Here is a 20,465-nt window from a genome sequence, read left to right as displayed (position 1 = left end):
GTTGCGCCGATAGTCCCTGCCGCGGGCCGAAGCTCAAGGCCTTTCAGCGTTCGCTGAGTATCGAGAGCGCCAGCCGCGGCCGGATGACGAAGAGGGCCGCGAGGAGGATGCGGGCGGCGATCCGGCGCAGACGGCGGCGGGGACGGAACTCGGTTTCGAACAGCTGGGCGTAGTCGAGGGTGGCGGTCATCTCAGTCACCATATTGTTGGATAGCTGAAGGTTGACCGGCCGGTACGTCAGTTCCGGACGTGGGCCCGGCGGGCGGCCTCGAGTTCGCCCAGCATCATCTCGTGCAGGGCCCGGGGCTCGACGATCTCGACCTTGTCGCCCCAGGTGAACAGGTGCCAGGCGAGCTCGCGCATGCCGCTCGAGCGGAAACGGACGATCACCGAGCCGTCGGGCTGGGGCTCCACCGTCTGCCGGGCGTGGAAGCGCCAGCGCAGGGCGTCCTCGGCGCCGGCGGGCAGGATCCTGAGCACCACGTCGTGGGTGTCGTCCTGGTAGATGCCGAAGCTCTCGTCGGCGTAGGCCTGCAGCGAGAATCCCTGCGGCCGTTCGCCGGGCCGGCCGGTGACCTCCACGTCGAAGATGCGGTCCAGGCGCCAGTTGCGAGGGCCGACCTGGGGGTTCTCGGCGGCGACCAGGTAGTTCGATCGGCCGAACAGGATGCCGTAGGGCGTCACCTCCCGCACGCGGCCGGGGCTGGAGCCCCCCTCATAGCGGAAGCGCAGCGTCGAGAGGCCCTTCAGGGCCTCGCGGACGCCTTGCAGCACCACCTCGTCCTCGAACGGCCGCGGGCCGGCGGTCACGGCCACCGTCTCGGCCTGCAGCAGGGCCTCGAGATCCGGAGCCAGCTTGCGCCGGGCCGCCGCACGGGTGGCGGACAGCACCTTGCGTTCCAGCGACCGGAGCGCCGCCGCCCTCGCCTGCGCGCCCTGGTTCTCGAACAGGTCGCCCGCGGCGGCGAGCGCCGCCAGTTCCTCGGCCGTCGGCGCCTGGAAGAGGCCGTCGAGCCCGGACGGGATGCGGAAGCGGCGCGTCGGCGGGTCGTCGACGATCTCGAGCTGCGGGAACACCTCCCACACGGCGTCGCGCATGCGCTCGGCCGTGCGGCGGCCGACGCCCAGCCGCTCGGCCATCTCGTCCAGCGTCAGCCCCTCGGCCGAGCTCGCCAGCAGGCGGGCCAGTTCGAGGAGACGGCCGGCTTTCTCGTGGCGCATTCAGGCTACGTCCGTTTCTGTCGCACCCCACATCCATAAGGGAAACATCGAGAACCGCCAACACGGAGATGGTCGATGGCCTCTCAGTTCCGCCCCCGCCGCAACGCCTTCAGCCCGCGCCCGGTGAAGGCCCCCCGCCCGGCCCCGGTGCGCCCCGCCCCGTCGGGCGACATCATCAACGGCATCCTGCGCTTCCACGACGTGGCCCATGAGCAGGGGTCGGGCCGCGCCCTCCTCCGCGTCTCGGAAGCCCGCCTGCGCGACCCCGAGGTGCAGGCCTGGTTCGGCGAGCACACGAAGAACGCCGCCGGCGTCTCGATCCTCTGGGACGAGCGCGAGGGCGAAATCATCCGGGTGCTGGCGGCCTAGGCCCCCTCGCCTTCCGCCAGCACGAAGTCCAGGGCGGCGCAGACCGCCGCCACCTGGGCCTCCACGCACTGCTGGGGCGTGGCCTGTGGACTGTCGGGATAGACCTCGGTCGTCGTCGTATAGGGCGCGCCGGTGATGGACGGGCACATGGCGTAGTCGGCCTGCGGATAGGTGATGACGCCGGGGGCGACCACCGGACAGCCGATGATCTCGCCGGCCGCGTCCGGCGGGGCGATATGGGTCACCGTCGCCACCGCTTCCACGATCGCCTGCTGGAAGGGAAGCTTCGGGTCGCCTGCGTCCGCCACCAGGTAGAAGCCGTCGGGGATCAGGCCTGGCTCGAACGGCTTGCCGTCCCGGGCCGCCAGCGCCGGCCGAAACTCGCTCTCGTCGCTGTCGGTGGTCTCGTGGAGGTCGATGTGCAGCCGGAACGGTCCGAACCGGCCCCGCACCAGTTCGATGAGGCAGGTCGCCTCGCGGGACGGGCCGTCCGCCCGGAAGTTCCGGTTGGGATCGACGGCGTCGTAGTTCCAGCGGTTGATCCGCTCATACGCCCAGGGGCTGACGCAGGGCGCCACGAGCAGGTTGATCCGCCCGGCGTAATCCGCGGCCCGCGTCTCCAGGAACGCCAGCGCGCCCATGACGCCGCTCGTCTCGTAGCCGTGGACGCCGCCCGTGATCAGGGCGGCCGGCAGCGCCGGGTCCCACGGCCGGCTGGCCAGCGCATAGAGCGGATAGGTCTCGCCGGCGTAGTCCAGCTCGCCGTAGGCGACCCGGTCGAGCCGCGACGCGAGGGCCTCGATCCGCGGCAGCACGTCGGCGTCGTAGCGCCGATGCCGCACCTGCCGCGCCCGCCACTGCGCCCGCTCCGCCTCGCCCCAGGGCTGGCCGGGGGTTCCGATGGGATAGGCGGCGGGGGCGGAGGCGGTGGCTTGTGCGGGCATGGGGCTTCTTAGGACGGTTGGCGGAGGGCGTCAGCGCTTGGTTGATCGGCCAAACGTCAGCTGAGCGCTAGGAGGGGACGTTCAGCACGGTCTGAGAGCGGACATTCCCATCACGCCTGCGTCGTTAGCTGTTGTCGCCGGTGAAGTGATCGTATGCCCAGCACTGGATCAGGCGCCAAAGGGCCAGCCCCAAACCACCGAGCAAGCTGAGACCCAGCGCGATTGGGATCGAGACTCCGAAGGCTTCCCAGCTTCCAGCACGGATGGGTACGATGGTTGCGATCGGTATTCCGACGGCAACTAATGTGCTTCCGAGACCCTGCCGAAATCCATGCCAGGGGGTATCTGGGCGTGAGATTAGGTTTCGCAGCGGTTGCTCCCAAAAGGCGAACAGCACGGTGGTCGAATGCGTCGTGCCGGGAAAGGTGGGTTCCTCACCTCGTGGTCGGTTATGCGCCAACAGGCGACATTGAGGTCGGGCCGGGAAGCGGACCTTCAGGCGAACGTACAGGCCGCCTGGTCTTCTGCTGGATCATGCTCGAGACCCGGGTCAGGCACGACACGTAGCGCGACCTCGCTCAACTCTGACTCGTCGCCAAAGATGCATCCCTCGCGGGGTGGTTTAGTGACAAATGAGCCGCTGCGATTGCCGCGCAGTTGTCCACGAAGCGCCGCAACCCTAAGCTTAGCCAATGTCGAGCGCTCCAGAGATCCCATTGGACCTACGGGAGAGAATGCGGGAGTGCATTCTTTCGCTATTCTGGCCGAAGAAGAAGATCATTGAGTTTCTGCAAAGCGTTGATACGCCCCCCCACCTGCTCCCCGCCGCAGACACTGAAATGTCAAGGCATGCGCTCGTCACCCATGTGTTCGCGCAGCTCGGAGCTAGGCCAGATCGAGGCTACACCGTTTTCCAGACGATGATCGATCGCCTGTCCAACTGGAGTTACTTTGACCCCTACTATTTCGATAACCTAAAGAAGCTCGATAAAGGGGAAGCTGTTAAACAGATCGAACTTCTTAAGCGCGCGGTCGAGAAGCGAAACGCTTCGACTGTCAACCGTCGCGCTGCCGCGCAAGCGGCGCAGCAACAGCGCGATGCGTCGATCGACCTAACAACCTTGAAATCAGCATTCACGCGCGTGTTCGGCGCGGGAATGAGCCCTCAAGAGCGAGGCCGTCTCTTCGAGGTGTTTCTCAAACAGCTATTTCAGCGGCAGTCCGTACCGATGGGGGACCCTTTCCGCCTCACTGGAGAACAGATCGACGGCTCCTTCAAATTTGAGGGGGAGAACTACATCATCGAAGCTAAGTGGCAGGACGCCAGCACGAGTACCGCGCAGCTCTACGTCTTCGCCCACAAAGTCGATGGCAAGATGTATGGGCGCGGCTTGTTCATCTCGGCAAACGGCTTCTCAAGCGAGGGTCTTCGGGCCGTCGTGCACGGGAAACACATCCAGACAATCCTCGTTGATGGGGAGGATCTGTCCCACGTGTTAGATGGCCGGATCACGCTCAAGGAGATGCTGGACTACAAGATCCGGGCCGCACAGATTCGTGGGGAGGTTTACGTCTGCAGCTTGCGTCGATGCAGCAAGGTCTAGCTTCGATTCCAACCTTGCCTCATCCGCGCAGGAGCTTTCGCGAGTGCGCGACGAGCTGCCCACCGCGGCCGAGCCCTTTGGAAGGTTATTTCGGGGAGTCGCTCAGCTCGCGGCCTACATCGGCACCCTCAATGGTGCGCCCTGCCCGCGCGCATCTTGGGGCGTCCGAGCTTCTATAAAGTTGCGCCACTTACGGATGTTCGGCTGCCGAACAGGCAGAAAAGCACTGTCGGCATTCTGCCCGGAAAGGTTGCAGTTTGGCGAGACACGCGGCAAAGCGCTACCTTGCGGCCCGCGACGTGGTCGGGCGAACTTTCAAGCTATGCCTCTAACTCTCACTCCGATCGATCACAGCGGCCTGTGCCATGGTTGGTCTTGGACTGTGTCGGACGAGGACGGCTTGGCCGAACAGGTCGCTCGCATCACCCTCGGTCAATATCGGCACGTCGCGCGCATCCTGGCCGGTGCCAATGTACCGGGCCCTCAGACGACGACAGAGCAGGCGCAGGCAGCGATCGCTCACCTCACTGTCGCACCCGGCAAGGATCCCTGGGACCGTGACGGCTGGCTCTTCCAGGCCATCTCCTGGGTCGCCGCGCATAAAGGACCGGCCGCTTCACTGACCCGGGCACCCCACATCCGAAAGTCGGACAAAGGGTTCGACGGTATGCAGCTTCAGCTGAGCGACGACGGGGCTACTGTGACCGCGGTGATTGTGTTCGAGGATAAGGCGACTGACAATCCGCGCGACACGATCCGTGACGACGTGTGGACGGGCATCGTCAAGCTCGAGAATGGGGAACGGCTTCATGAACTGACCCACGAGGTCAGTGCGATGCTCGATGTCCGGGCTGTCGCCGATCCGCTATTTGACATCGACACGGCGATCGCACGCACACTTTGGGATCAAGCTCGGCGCTACCGAGTCAGCATCACCATTGGCGACACGCACAATGGGGAAACCAGCCGCCGAGGTCTTTTCGACGGTTTTGACACGTTTGCCCCCGGTGACGTGGAACGCCGGCGGGCCGAGACCTTCTATGTTCCGGCGATGCGCGATTGGATGTCGGCATTCGCTTCTAAGGTCATCGCCAAAATCCAGAGCGCCGCCGGTGTTTGATCCCGTAACCAGTGCGCTTATCCGGAGCGCTCCGGCTTTCGTCGGGCTCGAGCTCGAACAGTTGCCGAAGCGCCTAACCGAGGCTTTCGCGGATATCGTCTCGGCGCGGATCCGCCTGCGAGGTGGTCCCGCTCCCGACCTAGCCGCACTAGCCGCGACGGTGGCCGATTTGCGCCGTACAGCCGCTGCACAAGAGGCGTACGCGGCCCTTCTGCCGGAGCGCGAAAACCGGGCGGCCGCAGCCTTCGTTGCTGCGGCGGCTCACCAGACTGTGTCGCTCGCTTTGCGCCAGCTGGGCGATGTAAGCCGTGTCGATGCCGCGGCCGTCAGCTCAGACATTTGCGCAACCCTCCTGTTCCTAATCGCAGAAGCTCACGCTGATGCCGCGGAGGCCGCGAAGCGGATTGTACCTAGTCCGGAAGCCGGCGAGACCGAACGGGCACTCGTTCTCGCGATCAAAAATCTGGCGCAGGGCCGGCTCATCGCTGTGGCGCGTCAGAATGTTCCGAGCCTGGAAACCCCAGGCGCGGATCCGCTGGTCCAAGCCCTTGATGCACTGCGATCGATGCTCCTACGGGGCGTCATCGGCCTCGCTCAGCGACTGCGGCGGCGAAATGACCACCCCGAGGAAATGTCGGTAGCGGAAGCCCGGCCCCATCTTTTCGAGCAGGTGAAGGCGCTCTGCGTAGAGCCGATTGAGGGACTCGGCGAAGGCGGCTCACCTGTTTTCAGCCTCTTCCCTGGTCCGCTGCATCTCGCAAGCCTTCTCCAAGGTCTGGAGCGCGATCTCGTCTCCACTGCCTTGACGCGGATCGACACGCCCGGCGGGGTCGCTGAGGCGCAATGGTGGCCCATCCTGCGCCGCATGTCGCATCAGCGCCCATTCCTCTGGCGCAATCACCGCCAGGCAGTTGAGAGCGGCTATCTTGAGCAGGGGAAGTCGTCGGCAATCAGCTTTCCCACCGGTGGGGGCAAGTCCACGCTCGCCGAATTGAAGATCGCCACAGCGCTGCTGCGCGACGAGCAGGTGATCTTCCTCGCCCCGACTCACGCGCTCGTGGGGCAAACTCAACGCGCTCTGCAGAAGACGTTCCGCGACTTCAGCGTCTTGGCGGATGTGGATGAGGACGTCGGCGCGCCCGACGACGTGGTTCTGGCCGAGGTCACGGTCATGACACCGGAGCGTTGTCTGATGCTGTTGTCGGTGCAGCCAGAGGCGTTCGCGTCCATCGGCCTCATCGTGTTTGACGAATGTCACCTCCTGCATCCACGCGAGGAAGACCGCAGCCGGCGCGGCCTCGACGCGATGTTGACCCTGCTGAACCTCGTTAGGGTTGCTCCGAGCGCGGACCTGCTTCTCCTGTCCGCGATGATGAAGAACACCGGCGAGATTGCAGGCTGGGTCCGGCATCTGACTGGGCGCGACTGCCTGGCTCTCGACCTCGCCTGGAAACCAACACGTCAGGCCCGCGGCTGCGTTGTCTACCCGGCCGATCAGATCAATGGCCTTCGGGCGAAACTGGAAGCGGCGCGCGCCGCAGCCCCGCCGAAGCAGAAGAGCCCGTCGGGTGAGCTCGAGCGGCAGCTACTAGCGACACCCTATGGGTTGTTCAGCTTGCTGCAGACGTGGAGCACGATCGACCGCCAAGACTATGCACTGCTCCAGCTGCTTCCCGAACCGCAACAACTCGCGACGGGAACCAGCCGCTTTGGAACCTGGTACCTGACGCCGAACGGGAACGAAACCAGCAGCAGCCTTGCCGCTGCGGCCGTGGCATCGGGCATGAAGACGCTTGTGTTCGTCCAGAGCACGGTCTTCAGCGAAAGCTGCGTCAAGCACTTCAAGTCGCGCATTCCGCCCTCCGAGGTCGTCCTCACGGAGGACGAGAAGAAGTGGCACGCCCTAGCCGTCGAAGAACTCGGGGGCGAGAAATACTGCTTCCTGAAACTGGACAGCGACGGCGTGCTCCGGAGCGGTGCCGCCAGCCATCATGCACTCCTGCTGCGGGAGGAGCGTGAGCTTCACGAAAGCCTCTTCCGCCGGCCAGACGGCGTGAGCGTCCTCTTCGCCACTTCGACTTTGGCGCAAGGGATGAACCTGCCGAGCGAACTAGTGATCATCTCGGGAGACAGCCGCTTCGATCCCGGTGCGGACAAGATGAAGAAGCTGGAGGCCCATGAACTCCTGAACGCAGCGGGTCGCGCAGGCCGGGCGGGCGACGGCGCGCAGGGCTTCGTGCTCCTCGTCCCTAGCAAGGTGATCGACTTCGACGACAAGAACAGCCGCATCAGCGGACATTGGTTGGACCTTCAGGCGATCTTCGAACAGGCGGATCAGTGCCTGAGCATCGATGATCCGCTCGAGGACGTGCTGGACCAGATCCATGCCGGGATAACGCTGAGCGGAACGCCCGGCTACCTGCTCGGCAAGCTGCCCTTGGCAGTGGCAGGTGTAGGCGAGGATCCGGCGGAGTCGATGTTGCGGCGCAGCTTCGCAGCGTATCGGGCGATTCAGGCCGGCAAGACCCAGTGGGTGGAGGCGCGTATCGCGGCGGCTATCGCTCACCGCCCGGCCGCAGCCTTGGTCGAACAGGACCGTTGGATTGAGCAGGTCGCAAGCTCAACAGGGTTGCGGGTCAACCTGTTGCAGGAACTTTCCGGGATGCTCGACGCAGGTGCCTTCAAGGGCGGGGCCCCGCACGCCGTTCAGGTGCTGCTCGATTGGATCGGCGCGAAGCCTTGGCTGATGTTCGAATTCATCCGGCCCCAGAATGTCGAAGGCCTATTCGGCGAGGCCTATAAGAACCTCAAAGACGACACGTCGCGAGGTGCGTTTGCCTTGCCCATGATAAAGCGACTGCTTCCCGTCTGGATGGCCGGCAACCCGCTGTTCAGGTTGGAGGAAGCTTATCTCGGCAAAACGACCGGTCTGCGCGAATGTCGCAAAGCCCGGCACTTCGTGTCCCGGGTCGTCCCCGACCTGGCGTTCTTGGCCGGGCTGCCGGGGTTGCTGTTGGCGGCGCGCCGCAAAGCGGCGAGCGACGAAACACCGGTACCGGCCGTGCTCGCCGCCCTCGGCGGGATCGTGCGGGAAGGGTGTGACAGTCCCGAGACCCTGGCGATGAGGATCAATTGTGGGCGGGAGGTCTCTCGGGTAGCGGCTCGCGCCTTGTACGAGAAGGTCAGGCACTTGGTCCCGGCTGGAACAGAGGACGAGACCTTTGAGCGGACGCGAGAGCGAGTCCGCCACGCGCAGCTCATTTCAACGTTTGACGACCTATAGGCCGAGCTCACGTCGAAGAGTCATTCCCGGACCGGGGTCGGGAAAGCTCGCGCAATCGCCTGACAGCCGACCTTCCGAAGGTCAGCTAAGAGTCACAAGCCGCCATCGGTCGACGCCCTTTCCCTGGAGTCTTTAACCCCTGAGGTCAGGAGCGACCGCTTCCCTCGCCCCGCGACAGCGCCCCTAGAGGCGTGGCGCACCTTCCGCTCCCTACCCCACCTCCGGCCGGTACTTGGGCTGGTCGATGGCGAGTTGGTCGCGGGCCATGGCGCCGAGGGCTTCCAGGAGGCCGGGGGTGTCCACGGTGAGGTCGCCGGCGTGGATGCGGGCGCAGAGTTCGGCGTTGAGGGTCTCGAAGTCGCCCCCCTCCCCCTTGGCGTGACCCAGGAGGCCGGTCATGGCCTGGACGGCGCGGGCCTCGGCGGCGGGGCCTTGGGTGAGTTCGCGCTCCACCACCGACAGGACGTTGACGGCGACGCGGGCCAGGAAGGCGCTGCGGGGGTCGAGGCTGGGGCGGATCTGGTCGATCCAGAGGGCGACGGCCTGGACCAGTTCCTCGGTTCTCGGGTGGGTGATCACAGGCCCTGCTCCAGGAGGACGACGAGGTCGGCTTCGGTCTCGGAGACGCGGCGGCCGATCATCGGGCGCTCGACGGACTTCTCGAGGCCGGTCTGCCAGCTCACGTACATGGTCAGGCACATGACGCCCCAACGGAGCGATCCCAGCACCTGCCAGAAGCGAACCCGCTCGAGCGGGATCGGCCGCCCGCCCGCGGCCTCGTAGCCCGCCAACAGGTCCGCATAGTCGCCGAAGCCGCCGACCGGCTTTTCGGGCCGGCCGAAGCGCCAGGAGTTGGTGCAGATCCAGCCCATGTCCTCGGCCGGGTCGCCGATGTGGGCGAGCTCCCAGTCCAGCACCGCCGCGACGCCGGTTTCGGGATCGAACATGATGTTGCCGTTCCGGAAGTCGCCGTGCAGCAGCACCGGCTGGACCGGCGGGGGCGTGCGCTGGCGCAGGTACTGGAACGCCAGCTCCAGGATCGGCCGCTGGGCGCCCGTGGCGCGATAGACCTCTTCGTAGCGATCGAGTTCGAGAGCCGCGTCGACGGTCTTCAGGTTCAGCTCGGGCGGCGGGGGCGTTGCGTGGATCTTGGCCAGGACCTCGCCGCACTGGCGCGCCAGCTTTGGGCGGATCGCATCGAACGCGGGGTCGGAGACGATCTTGCGACCGAGCGTCTCGCCCGGCACGGCGCCCATGACGTAGGCCTCGCCCAGGCCATCCTCGTGGTCGCAGACGTGCAGCACCGGCGGCGCCTGCGCCCCGTTGGCGCGGGCGGCCTTGATCAGGGCCGCCTCCGTAGAGAGCGGAATCGAGCGGGCGTTGTCAGGGTCGTAGGCCACCGTCCGGCGGCGCAGGATCATCCGGTCGCGGCCGCGGGGCCCTTCGACCTCGAAGGCCCAGGTCTCCATGCTGGCCCCGCCCGAGAGCCGCCCGGCCTGGAGGACGCGCGCGCCCTTCCCCGCCAGGCGGTCGGCCAACCGGTCCAGGGCTGAGCGGACATCCACTTCCATGACCTGACGGAACTTCCCGATGATCTAGTCTCGAGACCGATCTGGCGGGGCCGCGGCCGGCTTGTAAATGCCTCCGCAACGTCAACCCCGTCCAGGAATCTGGCCAAGAAGACGGCGTGAGGAGACGGCCATGGACTTCGACCTGCCCCAGGACATCGTCGACTATCTGAAGGAGCTCGACGACTTCATCGAACGCGAGATCAAGCCGCTCCAGGCGCAGGACGACAACGAACGCTTCTTCGACCATCGGCGCGAATACGCCCGCACCGACTTCGAGAACGGCGGCCTCCCGCGCAAGGAGTGGGAGGAGCTGCTGGCCGAGGCCCGGCGCCGGGCCGATGCGGCCGGCCACTATCGGTACGCCTGGCCGAAGGAAATGGGGGGCAAGGGCGGCAGCCAGCTGGCCATGGCGGTGATCCGCGAGCACCTCGCGGCGAAGGGACTTGGCCTGTTCAACGATCTGCAGACCGAGCACTCGATCGTCGGCAACAACCCCTTCGTGCTGATGTTCAAGGAGTTCGCCACGAACTGGCAGTACGAACGCTATGCCGACAAGCTGCTGAACGGCGAGATGCGCACGGGCTTCGGCCTGACCGAGCCGAACCACGGCTCGGACGCCACCTTCATGGAGACCCGCGCCATCCGTGAAACCCGGGACGGCAAGCCCGGCTGGCGCATCGACGGCGCCAAGATGTGGACGACCGGCATGCACGTGGCCAGCCACTGCATGGTCTTCGCCCGCACCTCGGGGAAGGACGGCGACGCCACCGGCATCACCTGCTTCATCGTGCCGAAGGAGACGCCCGGGTTCGTGATCGAGGAGTACCTGTGGACCTTCAACATGCCGACGGACCACCCGCGCATCTCGATCACCAACTGCTGGGTGCCTGAGGACAGCTACTGGGGCGAGATCGACAAGGGCCTGGGCCTGGGTCAGTCGTTCGTCCACCAGAACCGCATCCGCCAGGCGGCCTCGTCGCTGGGCGCGGCCCAGTTCTGCATCGAGGAGAGCGTGAAATACGCCCGCGACCGCAAGCCGTTCGGCAAGCCGCTGGCCGAGAACCAGGCGATCCAGTGGCCGCTCGTTGAGCTGCAGACCCAGTGCGAGATGCTGCGGCTGCTGATCCGCAAGACCGCCTGGGAGATGGACCGGATGGACCACAAGCAGGTCGAGAAGACGATCTCGGACAAGGTCTCGATGTGCAACTACTGGGCGAACCGCCTGGTCTGCGAGGCCGCCGACCGGGCGATGCAGGTGCACGGCGGCATCGGCTATTCGCGGCACAAGCCCTTCGAGCACATCTACCGCCACCACCGCCGTTACCGGATCACCGAAGGCTCGGAAGAGATCCAGATGCGCAAGGTCGCGGCCTACCTGTTCGGCTACCTCGGACCGCGGCGGCAGATGTTCAAGGCGCGGGAGGCGGCCGGCGTGGAGTATGTCCAGCCGATCCCGGCGCCGCGGTAGGACTTCCTGAGATGCCGCGCGAGCGGCGGCCAAGTCATTTCACCACCAAGACACCAAGGACACCAAGGGACGGCGCTGTCGGAGCCCTTCTTGGTGTCTTGGTGGTTTTCTGACGGCTTCGCCGTCGCACTAGGGGCGAAGGGTCAGGCCGCGGCGGCTTCGGCGTAGAGGGCGTCGAAGGTGGGCGGAAGGCTGTCGGGAAGACCCAGGAGGGGACCGGAGGACAGGAGGAGGACAACTTCGTCGCCGGCCAGCGCGCTGAGGGCCGCGGTTGCTTCTTCGGCGGTGCGGACCCCGTCCACCGGCACGCCGGCGGCGGCGATGCGCGCGAGGATCTCATCGAACGTCGACTGCTGGTGACTGGCCGCGCCGTGGCTGGGCGGCGGCACGAGCAGGACGCGGTCCACGCCCTCGAACACCGTGTCGTACCAAGGCAGCGCGTCGCGGTTGCGCCACGAGAAGGTGTGCGGCTCGAACACGACCGTCAGCGGCCGAGTCGGATAGTGCAGCTGCATCGCCTCGATGGCCGAGCGGGCCTTCTCGTACGACGAGCCGAAGCCTTCGACCACGGGCACGCGGCTCAGCTTCGTGAGCCGATCAAGCCGCCGCCGGATGCCCTGGAAACTTTCGATGGCCTGGGCGAGCGCCGTCTCGCTGACGAGGCCGCGCTCCAGGAGATAGGCGCTGACGCCCACGATGTTCTCGATGTTGTGCTCGCCGAGCAGCGTGGTGGCCAGCCGGATGCGGCGCCCGCCGGGGCCCGTGAGCACGAAGCGGGTGACGTCGCCGAAGACGACCTCTTCGGCGCACCAGCCTTCGCAGGGATCGACGTCGTACCAGACGATGCGCGCGGCGCTTTCGGCCGCAATGGCGCGGATCGCCGGATGGTCGCGGCAGACGAGCAGGCCGTCGTCGGGCAGCAGCCGCAGCAGCTCGCGGAAGGGCGCCTCGTACTCGGCGAAGGTCGGGAAGACGTTGACGTGGTCGTGGACCAGCGAGGTGAGCAGCACGTCGCGGGGGTGGTACAGGACGAACTTCGACCGGCGATCGTCGGGACCCACGATGTACTCGTCGCCCTCGAGGATCACCTCGGGCGCCGAGCCCCAGTGGCCGGTGTCGGGCAGCGAGGGCGAGATCGCCCCGATCATCCAGCCCGCGTCACGGCCCGCCTCGCGCAGCACATGGGCCATCAGCGCCGTGCAGGTGGATTTGCCGAACGAGCCGGCGACGACGGTGTTGAGGCGGCCTTCCGTCGCCTCGCCCACCATCTGCGGGAAGGTCGTGACGCGCACCCCGCGACGGCGGGCCTCCTGCACCTCGACGTTGGCTTCGCCGCCCAGCTTGGCCGAGGCGCCCAGGACCAGCACGTCGAGGTTGGCCGGCAAGTTCGCGGCGTCGAAGGTGCGGAAGAACGGGAAGCCCAACCCTTCCACATAGGTCGACATCGGCGGGAAGACGTCCTCGTCCGAGCCCGAGACCTCGTGGCCCGCCTCGCGCATCATCAGGGCCGCAGCGCTCATGCCGGCGCCGGCGATGCCGGTGAAATGGATGCGCATGGGCGTGTTCCGGGTCGGGAGATTCTGGAACCTGCTGGTTAGCTCATCCGCGGCGTTCGTCCAGCCCGCTCCGACGCGGCCGCGACGATGCGGCGCTGCTCGCAATATCGTCAAAAGGCAGTCCCGGCGCCGAACGGCCCAGCCGTGCGTTGACCCCCAGTGAACGGCCGCGGTTTGCGTGGCCGTCGAGGAGAGTTGAACGTCATGAGCAGCGCCTTCGTGCGTGAACCTGACGACCTGCCGCCCCAAAGCCCGCCGGAGCGGCTCGTCAGCCACCATCCCAACTTCGTGACTTCGCGCGGGATGAAGATGATCGAGCGGACGCTCGCCGAACTGGACAGCAAGATCGCCGGCTGCGACGACGAGGCCGAGCTCGCCTGGCTGCGCCGCGACCAGCGCTACTGGTCCGCGCGACACGCCAACGCCCAGGTGGTCGAGTCGCCCGAAGCGCCCGACGAAGTCGCCTTCGGCACGCGGGTCACCTTCCGGCGCGACGGCGGCAAGCTCGAATCGGTCGAGCTGGTGGGCGAGGACGAGGCCGACCCGACGGCCGGCAAGCTGAGCTGGGTCGCGCCGCTGGCCCAGGCGATGATCGGGGCGATGCCCGGCGAGACCGTCGAGCTCGAGACCCGCACGCCGGCGATCGAGATCGAGATCGTCGCCGTCGAGCCGATCCGCCGCCTCAACTGATGCGGGAAAAAGCGGCCGGTCCGTTTACGCCCGCTTAACCAAAGCGGCAGACCTTCCACCACGTCTTCCTTGAAGACACCCACCATCACCGACTTTTCTCAGCCCGGCGTTCGCGCCGGGCTTTTTTTCGCCTCCGAGCGTTTCCTCCGCATGGACGACGACCTCGAGACGATGAGTCGCGAAGAGCTGCTGGCCGAGGTGAAGCGCCTGCGCGCCGGCATCCGCCAACACCGCGATTCGACCGGCCACGAGCTGTGCTGGCGCCATCCGCAGCTCTGGGGCCTCCTCCCTGAGCGCGCTGATCCGCAGATCGCCGTGCCGCCCTGGCCCCGGTTCCTGAGGGGCTGCCTCGCCTATCGCGAGTCGCTAGACCGACAGCGCCCGGACGCCCCGATCCACGACGCCGAATACGAGGGCTAAGCTTCTTTTCCATTCTGCCGCCGTGCCGCTTGCGCGGCCCCACGACGCCGCGTATATGCCCGGCCCTCGACGGCCTGATCCCCGGTAGCTCAGTTGGTAGAGCAGTCGGCTGTTAACCGACTTGTCGCAGGTTCGAGTCCTGCCCGGGGAGCCATCGAGACCCTCCACAAAAGCCGCCCGCCCTCGCCTCCGCCGCCTAGCGCCGGAGCACCTTGATGAGCGCGGCGAGCTCGGCGTCGGCCAGGCCTTCGCCTTCAGCCGCCTTCAGCCATCCGTCGAGAATCGCCGGGACCTGGTCGTTGAGGGCGAGATCACGGGACGTCTTCAGGATACGATCGATCGCAGAGATCGAGATCCGCAGCGGACTCTCGCTGACGGTGAAGTCGCCCGACTGGATGACCCCGCCCTGGTGCGCGAAGAAGGCCCCGAAGCTGGGCGAGATGTCCCGCACCAGCTTGCCGTAGGCGGCCACGTCCACGCCCACGCTCTCGGCGATCCGCGCGCCGTGCAGGAAGCCCGCATAGGCGCCATAGACGTACGACAGCGTCGCCAGGTCGGTGAACGCCGCCGCGTCGATCCGCTCGCCCAGGTGGACGAGGTTGCCGCCGAGCACCTTCAGAACCGGCTCGGCCTGGGCGTAGGCTGTCAGCGGGCCGGCGACGAAGATCGGCGTGTCGGGCTGGCCCATCTGGCTTGGCGCGGCCTGGATCGCCCCGTCGAGGTAACGGCCGCCGGCGCGGGTCACGAGTTCGCCGAATCGCCGTGCGGCGTCAGGGCCGGTGGTGCCGAGGTTCACGACCAGGCGGTCGGCAAGGGCCGTGTGGACGTCCTGGGCGGTCAGCACCGCCTCGGCGGCCGCGTCGTCATAGACGATCAGCAGGACGATGGGGCTGGCGGCCGCCGCCTCGGCCGGGCTTGTGGCGACGCGGCCGCCTCGCGCGGACAGCGCGTCCGACTTCCCGGGCGTGCGGTTCCAAACGGTCACGGTGCGGCCGGCCTTGAGCAGCAGGTCGGCGAGCGTGAGGCCCATCTGGCCGAGGCCGAGGATCGTGACGTCCGACATCTCTGGATCTCCATTGCGAAGCTGTTGGAGAGTTCCAGGTGGGAAAGGTACGTTCCGTATCGCAAGAACTGACGAAACGGTGCGGTACTGACCGAAAGGTAAGCCATGGAGAACCCGGCCTACGCCTGCGGCATCGGCCCAGCCTTCGCCGTTATCGGCGGCAAGTGGAAGGCCGCCCTGCTCTGGGAGCTGCGTGACGGCGCGCTGCGATATGGCGAGCTGAAGCGGCGGGTCGGCGGCGTGACCGAGAAGATGCTGATCCAGCAGCTTCGGGAGCTGGAGCGCGACGGCCTCGTCGTGCGGCGCATGTTCCCGCAGGCGCCGCCGCGCGTGGAATATGAGCTGACCGAGTGGGGCGGCCGGCTGAACAAGGCGCTCGCGCCGGTCGCCGACTGGGGCGAGGCCTATGCGAAGGCGACCGGCCGCTATCCCGGGGACGCCGCCTAAGCCGCTACCAGGTCCCGACGTTCGGCATCGAGGCCCAGGGTTCGGCCGGCTCCTTGGCGCCGCCGGCCTGCAGCAGCTCGATGGAGATGTTGTCGGGCGAGCGGACGAAGGCCATGCGACCGTCCCGCGGCGGACGGTTGATCACCACGCCGCCGTCCTTCAGGCGCTGACAGACGGCGTAGATGTCGTCCACCTGGTAGGCCAGGTGACCGAAGTTGCGGCCGCCCTCGTAGGCCTCGGGATCCCAGTTGTAGGTGAGCTCGACGAGGGGGGCCTTGTTCTGCGCCGCCTGCTCCTCGTCGCCGGGGGCGCACAGGAAGACCAGCGTGAAGCGGCCGGCCTCGTGCTCGCTGCGGTACAGCTCCTTAAGGCCAAGCTTGTTCACATAGAAATCGAGGGAGGCCTCCAGGTCGGTGACGCGGACCATGGTGTGGAGATAGCGCACGGCGAATTTTCCTATACTCTGTAAATCAGTGCGGAGTCGCGTCCTGCGAGTGTGTCCGCGGAGGCACAATCCAGGCTCGTCCTGCGACGAATAGTTCTACGCCGCTCGCGTGACCGCAAATTCATTTGCGCTCGCATAACGGCGGCATCACAAGCGGCGGGTCGGGAAGCGGCCGCCAATCCAGGGATTAGTGGCCGTTCGGGGGCCGGGAGACGATCGTGGGACGCCTTAAGCCACAGTATTTGTTCATCCTGATCGTGGTCGGGCTGATCGGGCTGTATTTCATTGTGGGCTCGCTCTTCGGCGGGAAGAAGGCGCCGAACGAGGCTCAGGCGAAACCGACTTCGAACACGCTTCCTAGCGTGCAGGCGGCGCTGGTTCCCGAAACCGTCCGCCAGGTGGACGTGGTGCTGCGCGGCCGAACCGAGGCCGCGCGAGCCGTCGTCGTGCGCTCGGAGACGGCGGGAGTCGTGGCCGCGACGCCGGCCGCCGAAGGGGCGTTCGTGCGCCGGGGCCAGGTGCTGTGCCGTCTGGCGGTGGACGCCCGGCAGGCGGCGCTTGACCAGGCCCGCGCCAACCTGCGCTCGCGCCAGCTGCAGCGGCAGGCCGCCGCCCAGCTGGCCGAGAAGGGCTATCGCTCGCAGACCCAGGTGCTGGAATCCCAGGCCGCGCTGGACGCCGCCCAGGCCCAGGTGCGCCAGGCCGAGATCGCGCTCTCCCAGGTTAACATCCGCGCGCCGTTCGACGGCGTGTTCGACAAGCGCGACGCCGAGATCGGGACCTATCTGGCGCCCGGCCAGGCCTGCGGCACGATGATCGAGCTGAATCCGCTGCTGGTCGTGGGCGACGTGCCCGAGACGGACGCGGCGCGGCTGCGCGTGGGCGCGCCGGCCAACGCCAAGCTGGTGAGCGGCCAGACGCTGAACGGCCGCGTGCGCTACGTGGCCCACGACGCCGACCCGCAGACGCGGACGTATCACCTGGAAGTCGCCGTCCAGAACCCGCGCATGGACGTCCGCTCGGGCCTCTCGGCCGAGCTGCGCATCGGCGCGGGCGCGGGCGCGGCCCACCTGCTGCCCGTGTCGGCGCTGGTGCTGGACGCCGCGGGCCGCCAGGGCGTGCGTTACGTGCTGCCCGACAACCGCGTCGCGTTCGCGCCCGTCACGGTGCTGGAGCAGACGTCCGAGGGCATGTGGGTGAGCGGCCTGTCCGGCCCCGTCCGCGTCATCACCGTCGGCCAATCCTTCGTCGCCGACGGCCAGAAGGTTCGGGTCGCCGCCGCCCGCTAGCGGCCGGCCGACCTCCGGAGAGAACACATGATCGGCGCCCTGATCGACGGAGCCATCAAGCGGCGGAAGGTGGTGCTGGGCGTGACGCTCATCGCCGCCCTCTTCGGCTTCTTCGCCTACCTGGGCATGCCGCGCGAGAGCGAGCCCGACATCGACCTGCCGTACATCTCGGTGGTGGTGCCCTACCCCGGCGTGTCGCCGGAAGACGCCGAGCGGCTTCTGGTGAAGCCGCTGGAGGTCGAGCTGCAGACCATCCAGGGCATCAAGTCGATGAACGCGGTGGCGCGCGAGAGCGTGGCCGTGGTGACCCTCGAGTTCGAGGCGGACTTCGACAAGGACAAGGCGCTGGAGGACGTCCGCGCCAAGGTCGACCTCGCCCGGGGCGAATTCCCGCCCGACGCCGAGGAGCCGATCATCGAGGAGGCGAACTTCTCGGGCGAGCCGGTCATCGGCATCGTCATCTCGGGCGCGGCGCCCGAACGCGAACTGCACCGGGTGGCGCGCGGCCTGAAGGAGCGGCTGGAAGGCACCGAGGGCGTGCTCGAGGTCTTCATGAGCGGCGCCCGCGAGGAAGTCCTCGAGGTGGTCATCGATCCGCTGCGGATGGAGGCCTACAACGTCACCACGGGCGAACTCGCCCAGGTGATCGGCCGCAACAACCAGCTGGTGCCGGCCGGCTCCCTGCGCTCGGGCGCGGGCCAGTTCGCGGTGAAGGTGCCGGGGGTGGTCGAGGACCGCACCGACATCCTGGCCCTGCCGATCAAGAAGAACGGCGACCGGCTGGTCACGGTGGGCGACATCGGCGACGTGCGCCGGACCTTCAAGGACGCGAGCTCGATCAGCCGCTACAACGGCCAGCAGGCCTTTATCCTCGAGGTCTCCAAGCGCGGCGGCGCGAACATCCTGGAGACGGTCGAGACCATCAAGAAGGCGGTCGAGGCGGACTCCAAGCGTTGGCCGTCCACCGTTCAGGTCAACTACATCTACGACGAGAGCGAGTTCATCGGCCGGACGCTGGTGGTGCTGGAAAGCGGCCTGCTCTCGGCCAGTCTGCTGGTCATGCTGATCATCGTGGCGAGCCTGGGCGTCCGCCAGGGGCTGATGGTCGGCGCCTCGATCCCGATCTGCTTCATGCTGGCGTTCCTGATGCTGAACGGCATGGGCATCACCCTGAACCAGATGGTGATGTTCGGCATGGTGCTGGCGGTCGGCATCCTGGTCGACGGCGGCATCGTGGTGGTCGAGTACGCCGACCGGAAGATGGCCGAGGGCTTCTCCAAGGCGGACGCCTTCGCCGCGGCCGGCAAGCGGATGTTCTGGCCGGTGGTCAACGGCACGCTGACGACGCTGTGCGCCTTCGTGCCGTTCATGTTCTGGAACTCGATCGCCGGGAAGTTCATGAGCTTCCTGCCGTTGACCCTGTTCTTCGTGCTGGGCGCCTCGATCTTCGTCGCCCTGATCTTCACCCCCGCCTTGGGTTCGATCTTCGGCCGCAAGGCCGCGGTGGACGCCGAACACCTGGCGGAGATCATGAAGTCCGAGCACGGCGACCCGCGCGAGATGAAGGGCTTCATGGGCTGGTACGCTCGCTCGCTGACCGTGCTGGGCCGCCACCCCAGCCGCACCATGGGCGTCGGCCTCGTGGTCGTCGTGCTGATCGCGGTCTGGTTCGGCAGCACGCCCCACCGGACGGAGTTCTTCCTCGAGGAGGATCCTGAGTTCACCCAGGTGTACGTCAAGGCGCGCGGCAACCTCTCGCCCGAGGCGCAGAACGCCCTGGTCGCCCAGGTGGAGCGTCGGCTCGACGGCCTGAAGGGCGTGGAGTCCTTCTACGTCCGCTCGGGGGGCTTCAGCTCGAACGGCGGTCCCAACTCGGCGCCCAACGACACCGTCGGCCGCATCCGCATCGACTTTGTGGATTTCGAGGGCCGCCAGGCCTTGGGCCTACGCGGGCGTGACATCGAGAACGAGGTCCGCAAGCGCGTGCAGGACATCCCCGGCATGCAGATCGAGGTGCGCGGCCCGCAGAACGGACCGCCCGTCGGCAAGGACGTGCAGGTCCAGCTGCAGAGCCACGACCCCGCGGCGTTGAACGCGGCGGCCGAGATCGTGAAGGCCAAGCTGGGTTCCGACCCGCAGCTGATCGAGCTGGAGGACAACCGCACCTCGCCAGGGATCGAGTGGAACCTGGCGGTCGACCGCGAAGCCGCCGGCCGCTACGGGGTCGACGTGCTGTCGGTGGGCCAGACGATCCAGTTCCTGACCGGCGGCGTGCTGATGGGCCGTTTCCGTCCCGACGACGCTGAGGACGAGCTGGACATCCGCGTCCGCTTCCCGCCCGAGGCCCGGAACGTCGCCGCCTTCAACCAGCTGAAGATCACCACCCCTCAGGGGCCGGTGCCGGTCAGCTACTTCATCAAGCGCGTGCCGACCCAGCAGGTGACCCAGATCCAGCGCCGGGACGGCCAGCGCCTGGTGCTGGTCCAGGCCAATGCCGCCGAGGGCGTGGCGGCCAACCTGAAGATCACCGAAATCCGCAAGTGGCTGGAAACCTCGCCGCTGGATCCCGCCGTCACCTGGAAGTTCACCGGCGCCGACGAGGAAGGCCAGGAGGCGGCGCAGTTCTTCGCCGCGGCCATGGCGGCCTCGATCTTCATGATGTTCGTGATCCTGCTCTGGCAGTTCAACAGCTTCTACGGCGTGCTGGTGACCCTCTCGGCGGTGATCCTGTCGACCGTGGGGGTGCTGCTAGGCGTGCAGGTCAACCTCGCCGGCACGTTCGACTACATCTCGGTGATCATGGTCGGCACGGGCGTCGTTGCGCTGTTCGGGGTGGTCGTTGGCCACAACATCGTGCTGGTGGACACCTTCTATCACCTGCGCCACGAGGGCCACGCGGCCGACGAGGCCGCCGTTCGCGCCGCGGCGCAGCGGTTCCGCCCGGTGCTGCTGACCACACTGGTGACCGTCGTGGG

Annotated in this window: 18 protein-coding genes and 1 tRNA gene; 11 read left to right on the top strand and 8 right to left on the bottom strand. The window is 67.1% G+C overall.

Features of this window, described 5'->3' with window-relative positions:
- Positions 1–43: 43 nt before the first annotated feature.
- Together RIF93_RS04600 and RIF93_RS04595 are read right to left on the bottom strand one after the other, a co-directional pair.
- On the bottom strand, positions 44–190 hold the full coding sequence (locus RIF93_RS04600) for a hypothetical protein (protein WP_309088898.1): 147 nt from the start codon (positions 188–190) through the stop codon (positions 44–46).
- A gap of 47 nt (positions 191–237) precedes the next feature.
- Positions 238–1,221, bottom strand: a complete 984-nt coding sequence (locus RIF93_RS04595) for a WYL domain-containing protein (protein WP_309088896.1) — start codon at positions 1,219–1,221, stop codon at positions 238–240.
- 75 nt (positions 1,222–1,296) lie between these two features.
- Here RIF93_RS04595 and RIF93_RS04590 point away from each other — a divergent pair, with 75 nt between their 5' ends.
- Positions 1,297–1,590, top strand: coding sequence for a hypothetical protein (locus RIF93_RS04590; RefSeq protein ID WP_309088894.1), 294 nt, complete (start codon positions 1,297–1,299; stop codon positions 1,588–1,590).
- Here RIF93_RS04590 and RIF93_RS04585 read toward each other — a convergent pair.
- Positions 1,587–2,534 (bottom strand): M14 family metallocarboxypeptidase, encoded by a 948-nt coding sequence (locus RIF93_RS04585; RefSeq protein WP_309088892.1) that lies wholly within the window; start codon positions 2,532–2,534, stop codon positions 1,587–1,589. The two genes, RIF93_RS04590 and RIF93_RS04585, sit on opposite strands and share 4 nt — an antisense overlap.
- Before the next feature lie 734 nt (positions 2,535–3,268).
- Between RIF93_RS04585 and RIF93_RS04580 the strand changes: the two genes are divergently transcribed.
- From RIF93_RS04580 to RIF93_RS04570, 3 genes are all read left to right on the top strand, one after another.
- Positions 3,269–4,138, top strand: coding sequence for a restriction endonuclease (locus RIF93_RS04580; protein ID WP_309088890.1), 870 nt, complete (start codon positions 3,269–3,271; stop codon positions 4,136–4,138).
- 400 nt (positions 4,139–4,538) lie between these two features.
- Positions 4,539–5,258 (top strand): hypothetical protein, encoded by a 720-nt coding sequence (locus RIF93_RS04575; RefSeq protein ID WP_309088888.1) that lies wholly within the window; start codon positions 4,539–4,541, stop codon positions 5,256–5,258.
- Entirely contained in the window at positions 5,251–8,541 is a 3,291-nt protein-coding gene (locus RIF93_RS04570; protein ID WP_309088887.1) for a DEAD/DEAH box helicase, read from the top strand. The genes RIF93_RS04575 and RIF93_RS04570 overlap by 8 nt, the downstream gene beginning before the upstream one ends.
- Positions 8,542–8,751: 210 nt before the next feature.
- Here the strand turns inward: RIF93_RS04570 and RIF93_RS04565 are convergent, their stop codons facing one another.
- Positions 8,752–9,120, bottom strand: coding sequence for a DUF6285 domain-containing protein (locus RIF93_RS04565; protein WP_309088885.1), 369 nt, complete (start codon positions 9,118–9,120; stop codon positions 8,752–8,754).
- On the bottom strand, positions 9,117–10,112 hold the full coding sequence (locus RIF93_RS04560) for a phosphotransferase family protein (RefSeq protein ID WP_309088883.1): 996 nt from the start codon (positions 10,110–10,112) through the stop codon (positions 9,117–9,119). The genes RIF93_RS04565 and RIF93_RS04560 overlap by 4 nt, the downstream gene beginning before the upstream one ends.
- A 130-nt stretch (positions 10,113–10,242) precedes the next feature.
- Here RIF93_RS04560 and RIF93_RS04555 point away from each other — a divergent pair, with 130 nt between their 5' ends.
- A complete protein-coding gene (locus RIF93_RS04555) occupies positions 10,243–11,580 on the top strand; it encodes an acyl-CoA dehydrogenase family protein (RefSeq protein ID WP_309088881.1) in 1,338 nt (445 codons plus the stop codon).
- A 143-nt stretch (positions 11,581–11,723) separates the two neighbouring features.
- Here the strand turns inward: RIF93_RS04555 and RIF93_RS04550 are convergent, their stop codons facing one another.
- Positions 11,724–13,136 carry a Mur ligase domain-containing protein gene (locus RIF93_RS04550; protein ID WP_309088879.1) on the bottom strand — a complete coding sequence of 471 codons (1,413 nt, stop codon included), beginning with the start codon at positions 13,134–13,136 and terminating at the stop codon, positions 11,724–11,726.
- Between the two features lie 204 nt (positions 13,137–13,340).
- Between RIF93_RS04550 and RIF93_RS04545 the strand changes: the two genes are divergently transcribed.
- The 3 genes from RIF93_RS04545 to RIF93_RS04535 all read left to right on the top strand — a co-directional run bounded on the left by RIF93_RS04545 (position 13,341) and on the right by RIF93_RS04535 (position 14,400).
- Entirely contained in the window at positions 13,341–13,826 is a 486-nt protein-coding gene (locus tag RIF93_RS04545; protein WP_309088877.1) for a GreA/GreB family elongation factor, read from the top strand.
- Between the two features lie 150 nt (positions 13,827–13,976).
- Complete coding sequence (locus tag RIF93_RS04540) at positions 13,977–14,246, top strand: hypothetical protein (protein WP_309088875.1); 270 nt, start codon at positions 13,977–13,979, stop codon at positions 14,244–14,246.
- Between the two features lie 78 nt (positions 14,247–14,324).
- Positions 14,325–14,400, top strand: a tRNA-Asn gene (locus RIF93_RS04535).
- Positions 14,401–14,442: 42 nt separating this feature from the next.
- Here the strand turns inward: RIF93_RS04535 and RIF93_RS04530 are convergent.
- Positions 14,443–15,309 (bottom strand): NAD(P)-binding domain-containing protein, encoded by an 867-nt coding sequence (locus tag RIF93_RS04530; RefSeq protein WP_309088873.1) that lies wholly within the window; start codon positions 15,307–15,309, stop codon positions 14,443–14,445.
- A gap of 105 nt (positions 15,310–15,414) precedes the next feature.
- On the opposite strand from RIF93_RS04530, the gene RIF93_RS04525 reads away from it, so the two are divergent.
- The gene (locus tag RIF93_RS04525; protein WP_309088871.1) at positions 15,415–15,756 is read left to right on the top strand and encodes a helix-turn-helix domain-containing protein; all 342 of its coding nucleotides are present in this window, start codon (positions 15,415–15,417) and stop codon (positions 15,754–15,756) included.
- A 4-nt stretch (positions 15,757–15,760) separates the two neighbouring features.
- Here RIF93_RS04525 and RIF93_RS04520 read toward each other — a convergent pair whose 3' ends face one another.
- On the bottom strand, positions 15,761–16,201 hold the full coding sequence (locus tag RIF93_RS04520) for a VOC family protein (RefSeq protein WP_309088869.1): 441 nt from the start codon (positions 16,199–16,201) through the stop codon (positions 15,761–15,763).
- 218 nt (positions 16,202–16,419) lie between these two features.
- On the opposite strand from RIF93_RS04520, the gene RIF93_RS04515 reads away from it, so the two are divergent.
- Entirely contained in the window at positions 16,420–17,490 is a 1,071-nt protein-coding gene (locus tag RIF93_RS04515; RefSeq protein WP_309088868.1) for an efflux RND transporter periplasmic adaptor subunit, read from the top strand.
- 27 nt (positions 17,491–17,517) lie between these two features.
- Positions 17,518–20,465 (top strand): efflux RND transporter permease subunit (locus RIF93_RS04510; protein WP_309088866.1); only part of this gene is annotated, 2,948 nt, incomplete at its 3' end.

Source organism: Phenylobacterium sp. (genome assembly GCF_031181185.1).
In the GTDB taxonomy this organism is placed as follows: Bacteria; Pseudomonadota; Alphaproteobacteria; order Caulobacterales; family Caulobacteraceae; genus Phenylobacterium.
This window is presented reverse-complemented; position numbering and strand designations above follow the sequence as displayed.